The following is a 355-nucleotide window of genomic DNA, read 5'->3' on the forward strand; positions in this document are numbered from 1 at the left end:
GTCAACCTGTCGAAACGTTTTTGCTGCGGTCGGGCGTACGCCGGAGCGATGCGAGAACCGATCGCCTATCGGTCCGCGGCTATCGCCGCGCTCGTCGTCGCGCTCGCGTTCGGTGCCGGCCTCAGTCCCGTCGACGCGCTCGCGACCGACGACGCGAGAGCAGCGTCCTTCTCACCTGGCGTCGAGACGACCACGGCGGGCGAGGCGGCTCCGCCAGACGCTCGGATCGTCGCCCGGTATCCCGCCGAGAACGGCTCGATGGTCGAACGCACGGTCGTCTCGCCCGCGGACGTCGCTCGCGTCGGCGAGCCCGTGAACGACTCGCGGACCGGCGCGTGGACGGTGGCGATGACGC

The 355-nt window shown here is 71.0% G+C and carries 1 protein-coding gene; it reads left to right on the forward strand.

Translation table 11 applies throughout. The features are described from left to right. Positions 1-48 precede the first annotated feature (48 nt). A partial coding sequence (locus SM753_RS20310) for a hypothetical protein (RefSeq protein WP_323192898.1) occupies positions 49-355 on the forward strand: 307 nt, incomplete at its 3' end.

The organism is Halostella sp. PRR32 (assembly GCF_034808085.1).
Lineage (GTDB): Archaea > Halobacteriota > Halobacteria > Halobacteriales > Natronoarchaeaceae > Halostella > Halostella pelagica.